Raw genomic sequence first — 7,511 nt, forward strand, 5'->3', positions numbered from 1 at the left:
AAAGGTTCGCGCACGCCTGCCGACCCCGTGACCTCCAGCCGATTGTCGCCATCGCCCTGAGCGCGTAAGTTGCGATCACCCCTTTCCCGGAGTGTTCCATGAAGCCGATCGCGCTGGCCGTTGCCCTGGCCCTGACCGCCGCCCCGCTGCTGTCCGCCCCGCCGGCCCTGGCCGCACCGGCTGCCAAGGCGGCCACCCCCGCCAGTGCGGCCTGGGTGGCCCGCAGCAATGCACTGGCGCAGATCCTGCTCGATGCGCAGGGGCCGTTCCAGCCGGAACAGACGGGTTTCTTCGGCGTGCCCGGCTACGACGACAAGGTGGCCGACCTCGGCCCCGACAACGGCAAGCGCTTCCGCGCCGCGACGGCCAAGGCCCGCGACGAGCTGAAGGCGAAGCTGGCCACCGAGAAGGATCCCAATGTCCGCCAGGACCTGGCGATCATGATCCACGCTGCCGACCAGAGCATCGAAGGCAGCGAGCTCAACGAGAAGTACCTGCTGCCGTGGAGCGATGCACCGCAGACGGTGTTCAGCGGCCTCAACCTGCTGCTGTCCGACCAGGTGCCCGCCGAGCGCCGCGCCAAGGCGATCGACCGCCTGAAGGCCTACGCGGGCCTGCAGCCGGGCGGCACCGCGTTCACCACGCTGGCCCGCCAGCGCTACGAAGAGCGCCTGGGCGACAGCGCGCTGCTGCAGCCGACCCAGATCGAAGTGCAGCAGTCGCTCGACAACGTCGAGACCTACATCACCGGCATCGAGTCGCTGCTGAAGAAGTACCAGGTGGCCGGCGCCGATGAGGCGATGAAGGCCCTGGCCACGCAGCTGAAGGATTACGCCGCCTGGACCCGCAAGGAAGTGCTGCCGAAGGCGCGTACCGATGCACGCCTGCCGGCACCGCTGTATGCGTTCCAGCTCAAGCAGGTCGGCATCGACATCGACCCGAAGCTGCTGATGCAGCGCGCCCAGCTGGAATTCATGGAAACCCGCTCGGCGATGCAGCAGCTGGCGCCGCTGGTGGCGAAGGAGAAGGGCCTGAAGGTGGCCGACCCGAGCGACCCGGTGGCGGTCATCCGCGCGCTGAAGGCCGACAAGATTGCCGATGACCACCTGGAAGGCCATTACCGCAAGGTGATCGATGCGATCGATCCGCTGATCCGCGAACACCGCATCGTCGATGTGCCCAAGCGCGCCATGCAGATGCGCCTGGGTTCGGCGGCGGAGAGTGCGGCCAGCCCGGCCCCGCACTTCCTGCCGGCGCCGCTGGTCAACAACACCGGGCAGCAGGGCACCTTCGTGCTGCCGCTGGGCAACCCGGCCGCCGGCCCGGGCGCGCAGTACGACGATTTCAATTTCGGCTCGGCAGCGTGGACGCTGAGCGCGCACGAGGGCCGCCCCGGCCACGAGCTGCAGTTCACCGCGATGGTCGAGCGCGGCGTGTCGCTGGCGCGCACGATGTTCGCGTTCAATTCGGTGAACGTGGAAGGCTGGGCGCTGTATGCCGAAGCGGAAATGGTGCCGTACGAGCCGTTGGACGGGCAGATGATCGCGCTGCAGTTCCGCCTGCTGCGCGCCGCCCGCGCGATGCTCGACCCGATGCTCAACCTGGGCCTGACCGACCGTGCCAACGGCGAGCGCGTGCTGATCGAGCAGGTCGGCCTGTCCAAGGCGATGGCCACCCAGGAACTGGACCGCTACATGGTGCGCATGCCGGGCCAGGCGGGCAGCTACTTCTATGGCTACACCCGCATCCTCGAACTGCGCATGCAGACCGAACTGGCGCTGGGCGCGAAGTTCGACCGCCTGGCGTTCAACAACTTCCTGCTCGACCAGGGCCTGCTGCCGCCGGACCAGCTGGCAGAAGCGGTGCAGCAGCAGTTCGTGCCGAAGTACCGGTAGCGCCGGGCCGTGCCCGGCGAGCGCAGCGGGAAAGCCGCCGGGCATGGCCCGGCGCTACCGATGCGTCAGCGCTGCGGCTGCGGGGTAATGGTCTGCGTCGGCAACCGCGCCGGCGCCTCCGGGTTCGGCACCCAGATCGCCACGCCGGCCGCGCGCTTCTGCGTGGTCGGAATGCCGATGCCCAGGCCACCCCCCACGTGCGAGCCATAGCTGCCGGCACCCACCGACATGCCGACCGGCGAGCCGCTGCTGCCCACGCCCATCAGGATCACCCCGTTGGCGCCCAGTGCGGCCGCTTCTCGCTTGAGCCGGGCGACGGCGGCGTCAGTCTGGCCCTGGGTGCCAAAGCCCACCGCCGAGGACGATTCCAGCTGGGCAATCTCCAGCGAACCGGCCGGCGGGGTGGAATAGATCTGCACCTGCGCCGGGTCGATCGGCGCACGCGCGCGGCCCAGCATGACCTTGGAGGTGCTGGCGCAACCGGCAGCGGCCAGCAGCATGGCGGTCAACGCGACCCAACGGATGTTCATGGCGTATACCCCTGTAGGACAGTTCGGATCATCGGCCGGGGACTCTGAATCGGCGCCAACACCCGCGCCCGGGCCATGACCGCATGCTGGCACGGCAGGGGTGAGCGTGTCGCCAACGGCGGTAGGCGGCAGCCGCGGGAAGGGCTAAGGTTGGCGGGTAAACCAACCTGAGGGGAGCTGGGCATGGGTGTGATCAGTCTGTTGTGGGGCATCGTGGCGCTGTTGTGGATGATCCTGGCCCTGATCCCGCTGCTGGGCTGGGGCAACTGGTTCCTGATCCCGTTTGCCGCCGTGGGCGCGGTGGTCGCTGCGCTCGGCATCCTCTTCACCCACCCCAGCAAGCGCGGCCGCGCCAAGACCGGCCTGGTCCTGAACGGCATCGTGGTGCTGGTCGGCATCGTCCGCCTGAGCATGGGCGGTGGCGTGATCTGAGCAGCATGGTCTGAGCGGCCTGATCCGAGCAGCATGTTCCGGGTCGCGGCCGCGGGTGCGACAGGGCGTCGCAGGCCCCCGGCCGGGCGCCGGGCAGGGGAGTACAATGCCGGGCTGCGCGAGCCCCCCGCGTGCCTGTGAAACCGCGCCTGGCGCGGCTGCCCCCATGATCATTCGTTCCCGTCCCCACGGCTGGCAACTGCTGTACATCCTGCGCGGTTCCATCGTGCCGGCCATCGCACCGAAGGTGCTGGCCATCCTGGTGCTGTCCATCGCGGTGGCCGCGGTGGTGGAGCTGGCCCCGCCGTTCGGCATCGAGCGGGTCTCGGTCACCCCGTTCACCCTGCTTGGCCTGGTCCTGTCGATCTTCCTCAGCTTCCGCAACAGCGCCTGCTACGACCGCTGGTGGGAGGGCCGCAAGCTGTGGGGCCAGCTCATCTACGAATCGCGCTCGCTGGCGCGGCAGGTGCACCTGCTGCTGGCCGTTGACAGCGGCCGCCGGCGCCGCATTGCCTACCTCACCACCGCCTTCGCCCATGCGCTGGCTGCGCGCCTGCGCGGGCGCATCGTCGCCCTGGTGGCGCTGCCGTGGCTGGACAAGCCGCAGCGCGAGCAGCTGGCCGAGCGCGAGAACGTGCCCGACGCGCTGCTGTCGATGATCGCCGCCGAACTGGCGCAGGCGCTGCGCAGCGGTGAGCTGGAGCCGATCCTCTACACCCAGCTCGAAGACCGCCTGCACGCGATGTCCTCCATCCAGGCCGGCTGCGAGCGCATCCTCAGTACGCCGCTGCCGTTCGCCTACACCCTGCTGCTGCACCGCTGCGCATGGATGTTCTGCGTGCTGCTGCCGTTCGGCCTGGCCAGTTCGCTGGGCTGGGGCACGCCGGTGCTGTCGGCCGTACTGGCGTATGCCTTCTTCGGCCTGGACCAGCTGGGCGAGGAAATGGAAGAGCCCTTCGGCCTGGAGCCGAACGACCTGCCGCTGGACGCCATGGTGCGCACGATCGAGATCGACCAGCTCGACGCGCTCGGCGAACGCCCCCTGCCCGAACCCCTGCTGCCGCAGGGCTACCTGTTGCAATAGCCACTCCTCGGAGCCTGCCATGCCTCATCCCCATTACCGCCCGCGGCGCATGCGCCATGACGAGTTCTCGCGCCGCCTGATGCGCGAAAACACGCTGACCACCGACGACCTGATCTACCCGGTGTTCGTGCACGAGTTGGCCGGCCGCACCGCCGTGCCGTCGATGCCCGGCGTGGAGCGCCTGTCGATCGAGGAACTGCTGAAGGTGGCCGAAGAGGCGCTGGAGCTGGGTATCCCGGTGATCGACCTGTTCCCGGTGATCGACAGCTCGCAGAAGTCGCTGGATGCATCGGCCGCGTGGGCGGAGGACGGCCTGGCGCAGCGTGCGATCCACGCGCTGAAGACACGCTTCCCGGAACTGGGCGTGATGACCGACGTGGCCCTGGACCCGTACACCACCCATGGCCAGGACGGGATCATCGACGACAAGGGCTACGTGCTCAACGACATCACCGTCGAGGCGCTGGTGAAGCAGTCGCTGTCGCATGCCGAAGCCGGCGCCGACATCATCTCGCCCTCGGACATGATGGACGGCCGCATCGGCGCGATCCGCCGTGCGCTGGATGCCGACCACCACCTCAACGTGCGCATCATGGCCTACTCGGCCAAGTACGCCTCGGCGTTCTACGGCCCGTTCCGTGATGCGGTGGGCAGCGCCGGCAGCCTCGGCAAGGCCGACAAGAAGACCTACCAGATGGACCCGGCCAACGGCGACGAGGCCCTGCGCGAGATCGCGCTGGACCTGGAAGAGGGCGCGGACATGGTGATGGTCAAGCCGGGCATGCCCTACCTGGACCTGGTGCGCCGGGTGAAGGAGACGTTCGGCGTGCCGACCTTCGCCTACCAGGTCAGCGGCGAGTACGCGATGATGAAGGCCGCCTTCGCCAATGGCTGGCTGGACGAGCGCGCCTGCGTGCTGGAATCGCTGCTGGGCTTCAAGCGCGCCGGTGCCGATGGCGTGCTGACCTATTTCGCGCCGCAGGTGGCGCGTTGGCTGCGCGAGCGCTGACAATAGCGCTCACGACGGACGGAGGAACACGCGATGGGACCGGAAATGGGATGGATGCAATGGCTGATCTGGGGCACCGGCACGCTGGTGTTCGGCGCCATCATCATCGGCGTGTTCATTGCTGCCTGGCGCGCCAGCCGGCGCCCGCCGGAGCAGCTCTCCGCCGCCGCCCACGTCGCCCGTGAGCAGGCCCTGCCGGAAAGCGTGCAGGCCGAACTGGCCGCGCTGAACCGGCGCAAGGACAACGGCCAGCTGAGCGAAGTGGAGTACGAGAAGCAGCGCGCCCAGGTGTTGGCGCGCTGATCGTCAATGCCCGGGGTCGGATCCCTTTCCGCAGGAAAGGGCTCTGACCCCATCGCGGGCGTCATCCACGCCCGGCGTGGATCTACCGCACGCACCCGGCCACGGCCACCACCTTCGGCACCGCCAGGCGGTACACATCCACGCCACCGGCGCGCGGTGCCCTGGCCGCACTGCTGGCCACCATCATCTCGCCCGGTTTGGCGTTGTCGACCACCGGCGCGCCGGTCCAGCCGCCGGTCTGGTTGAACGACAGCCCCAGCGGCTGCAGCGCGGCACCGCTCCAGGCGCAGGCGCTGCTCATCACCTGCGACGCCTCGCCGTTGCCACGGCTGAACACCACCGCGCTGTCATTGCCCAGCCAATCGCCGTCGGTTTCGTCGGCGGCCGTGTTGAGCGCGGCCAGGGCCACGGCAGCACCGCGCACGCCCTGCGCATCCAGCGGCGCCACGAACAGATCCCAGCCCGCGCCACGGCCCTGGTCGCGCGCGAACAGCAGCCGGCGGCCATCGGCGCTGAGGGCCGCGCCGCGCTCGGCACGGCTGCCATCCTTGCCAGCCAACGCCTGTGCGCGGCCCACGCTGCCATCGGCCGCCACCGGTACGCGGTACAGGGCCAGCGCGCCTTCGCGGCCAGCGGCGAACAGCAGCCAATGGCCATCACGGCTGAAATAAGGATCCAGCGCCTCGCCGGCCACACCTACCGGCAGGACCTGGGCCTGCTGCCAGCGGCCGTCCACCACCCGTGCCTGCCACAGCCCCCAGCCGGCCTCGCCACGGCGGGCGAAGACGATGCGCTGGCCGTCGGCACTGATCGTCGCCCGGCCCTCGTCGGCGCGGGTGGAGACCACGCCCATGCCCTCGATGCCGTACTCGTTCAACGCCATCGCCACGGGGGCAGAGAGTAGACTGGCGGCAAGCACCAGCAGGGTCGGGGTGATGCGCATCATCCGGGTCCTTGCACGAAAGTGCACCAGTCTAGCCAGCTTGAGGATTCCATGACCGATCGTTACGCCGTCTTCGGACACCCCGTTGCCCACTCGAAGTCGCCGCTGATCCACGCGACGTTCGGTCGCCAGGAAGGCATCAGCATCGACTACCGCGCGATCGACCTGGCCCCGGATGCCTTCCTGGCCGGGCTGGAAGCGTTTGCCGCCGAAGGCGGTGCCGGCGCCAATGTCACCTCGCCGCACAAGGAAGCCGCGTTCTCGGTGTGCACCACGCTGACCGCGCGCGCGCGCCGCGCCGGCTCGGTCAACACCCTGCTGCGCAAGGGCGACCGCTGGCACGGCGACACCACCGATGGCATCGGCCTGGTGCGTGACCTGACCGACCGCCACGGCCTGGACCTGCGCGGCCGCCGCGTGCTGCTGATCGGCGCCGGTGGTTCGGCACGCAGCGTCGCCCCGGCGCTGCTCGATGCCGGCATCACCGAGCTGGTGGTGGTCAACCGCACGCCGGAACGCGCCGACGAACTGATCGATGCCATGGGCGAACCGGGCCGCGCGCTCAGCCGCTACTGGGAAGACCTGCGCGAGCTGGGCGATTTCGAGCTGATCCTCAACGCCACCTCGGCCGGCCGCGACCGCGACGTGGAATTCAAGCTGCCGCTGTCGCTGGTCAATTCGATGACCACGGCGGTGGACCTGAACTACGGCGAGGCGGCCATCGCCTTCCTGGCCTGGGCGCGCGCGGCCAATTGCCGCAATACCGTCGATGGCCTGGGCATGCTGGTCGAGCAGGCCGCCGAGAGCTTCCTGCAGTGGCACGGCGTGCGCCCGCAGACCGACGAGGTCTACCAGCAGCTGCGTGCCGGTGCCGGCGCGTTTGCCGGCCAGGACTGATCGATGGACAGTTCCTCGCTGCTGCTGAGCGTGCTGAGCATGATCGGCGTGCGCCTGCCGGTGCTGATCGCCCTGTGCGTCGGCCTGGTCTGGGTGGTGGGCGCGCCGCGCGATGCGGCCCGCAGCGGTGCGCTGGCCGGGCTGGTGCTGCTGCTGGTGGCCAACCTGGGTGGCGTGGTCGCCAACGTGGTGCCGCTGTGGCTGGTCAGCAGTGGCGATTTCACCGCCATCTCGGCGATGAGCGCAGTGCTGGGCGGCGTGCAGTTCGTGCTGTCGCTGCTGACCGCCTTCGGCATCGTGCTGATCGTCTGGGCCCTGGTGCGCGTGCTGCGCCAGCGCCCGCCGCTGCCGCCTGCGGCAGGCCGGTAGCGCCGGGCCCAGCCCGGCGGGGGTAGTGGCGGGCGCGAACCACGCCCGC

The 7,511-nt window shown here is 69.6% G+C and carries 9 protein-coding genes; 7 read left to right on the plus strand and 2 right to left on the minus strand.

What is annotated here, in order from left to right:
- Positions 1-98 precede the first annotated feature (98 nt).
- A complete protein-coding gene (locus IAE41_RS10905; RefSeq protein ID WP_200733133.1) occupies positions 99-1,895 on the plus strand; it encodes a DUF885 domain-containing protein in 1,797 nt (598 codons plus the stop codon).
- A gap of 65 nt (positions 1,896-1,960) precedes the next feature.
- On the opposite strand, the gene IAE41_RS10910 is transcribed toward IAE41_RS10905, so the two are convergent.
- Positions 1,961-2,425: a hypothetical protein gene (locus tag IAE41_RS10910; RefSeq protein ID WP_079224129.1), complete on the minus strand. Its 465-nt coding sequence runs from the start codon at positions 2,423-2,425 to the stop codon at positions 1,961-1,963.
- 183 nt (positions 2,426-2,608) lie between these two features.
- Here IAE41_RS10910 and IAE41_RS10915 point away from each other — a divergent pair, with 183 nt between their 5' ends.
- From IAE41_RS10915 to IAE41_RS10930, 4 genes are all read left to right on the plus strand, one after another.
- Positions 2,609-2,857, plus strand: coding sequence for a hypothetical protein (locus tag IAE41_RS10915; protein ID WP_079224127.1), 249 nt, complete (start codon positions 2,609-2,611; stop codon positions 2,855-2,857).
- A 166-nt stretch (positions 2,858-3,023) separates the two neighbouring features.
- Entirely contained in the window at positions 3,024-3,941 is a 918-nt protein-coding gene (locus IAE41_RS10920; protein WP_200733134.1) for a bestrophin family ion channel, read from the plus strand.
- 19 nt (positions 3,942-3,960) lie between these two features.
- Positions 3,961-4,950, plus strand: a complete 990-nt coding sequence (hemB, locus tag IAE41_RS10925) for a porphobilinogen synthase (RefSeq protein ID WP_200733135.1) — start codon at positions 3,961-3,963, stop codon at positions 4,948-4,950.
- Between the two features lie 33 nt (positions 4,951-4,983).
- A complete protein-coding gene (locus tag IAE41_RS10930) occupies positions 4,984-5,253 on the plus strand; it encodes a hypothetical protein (protein ID WP_079224121.1) in 270 nt (89 codons plus the stop codon).
- A gap of 82 nt (positions 5,254-5,335) precedes the next feature.
- Here the strand turns inward: IAE41_RS10930 and IAE41_RS10935 are convergent, their stop codons facing one another.
- Positions 5,336-6,199: a PD40 domain-containing protein gene (locus IAE41_RS10935; RefSeq protein WP_200733136.1), complete on the minus strand. Its 864-nt coding sequence runs from the start codon at positions 6,197-6,199 to the stop codon at positions 5,336-5,338.
- A 48-nt stretch (positions 6,200-6,247) separates the two neighbouring features.
- On the opposite strand from IAE41_RS10935, the gene aroE reads away from it, so the two are divergent.
- Positions 6,248-7,093, plus strand: a complete 846-nt coding sequence (gene aroE / locus IAE41_RS10940) for a shikimate dehydrogenase (RefSeq protein ID WP_200733137.1) — start codon at positions 6,248-6,250, stop codon at positions 7,091-7,093.
- A gap of 3 nt (positions 7,094-7,096) precedes the next feature.
- Positions 7,097-7,462 carry a hypothetical protein gene (locus IAE41_RS10945; protein ID WP_079224116.1) on the plus strand — a complete coding sequence of 122 codons (366 nt, stop codon included), beginning with the start codon at positions 7,097-7,099 and terminating at the stop codon, positions 7,460-7,462.
- Positions 7,463-7,511: the final 49 nt, after the last annotated feature.

It is taken from the genome of Stenotrophomonas sp. S39, from assembly GCF_016624665.1.
In the GTDB taxonomy this organism is placed as follows: domain Bacteria; phylum Pseudomonadota; class Gammaproteobacteria; order Xanthomonadales; family Xanthomonadaceae; genus Stenotrophomonas.

Excerpts from the sequence above, each read along its gene's own strand:
- IAE41_RS10910 (WP_079224129.1), bottom strand. The coding sequence starts at position 2,425 with ATGAACATCCGTTGGGTCGCGTTGACCGCCATGCTGCTGGCCGCTGCC.
- aroE (WP_200733137.1), top strand. The coding sequence starts at position 6,248 with ATGACCGATCGTTACGCCGTCTTCGGACACCCCGTTGCCCACTCGAAG.
- IAE41_RS10930 (WP_079224121.1), top strand. The coding sequence starts at position 4,984 with ATGGGACCGGAAATGGGATGGATGCAATGGCTGATCTGGGGCACCGGC.
- hemB (WP_200733135.1), top strand. The coding sequence starts at position 3,961 with ATGCCTCATCCCCATTACCGCCCGCGGCGCATGCGCCATGACGAGTTC.
- IAE41_RS10945 (WP_079224116.1), top strand. The coding sequence starts at position 7,097 with ATGGACAGTTCCTCGCTGCTGCTGAGCGTGCTGAGCATGATCGGCGTG.
- IAE41_RS10905 (WP_200733133.1), top strand. The coding sequence starts at position 99 with ATGAAGCCGATCGCGCTGGCCGTTGCCCTGGCCCTGACCGCCGCCCCG.
- IAE41_RS10920 (WP_200733134.1), top strand. The coding sequence starts at position 3,024 with ATGATCATTCGTTCCCGTCCCCACGGCTGGCAACTGCTGTACATCCTG.
- IAE41_RS10935 (WP_200733136.1), bottom strand. The coding sequence starts at position 6,199 with ATGATGCGCATCACCCCGACCCTGCTGGTGCTTGCCGCCAGTCTACTC.
- IAE41_RS10915 (WP_079224127.1), top strand. The coding sequence starts at position 2,609 with ATGGGTGTGATCAGTCTGTTGTGGGGCATCGTGGCGCTGTTGTGGATG.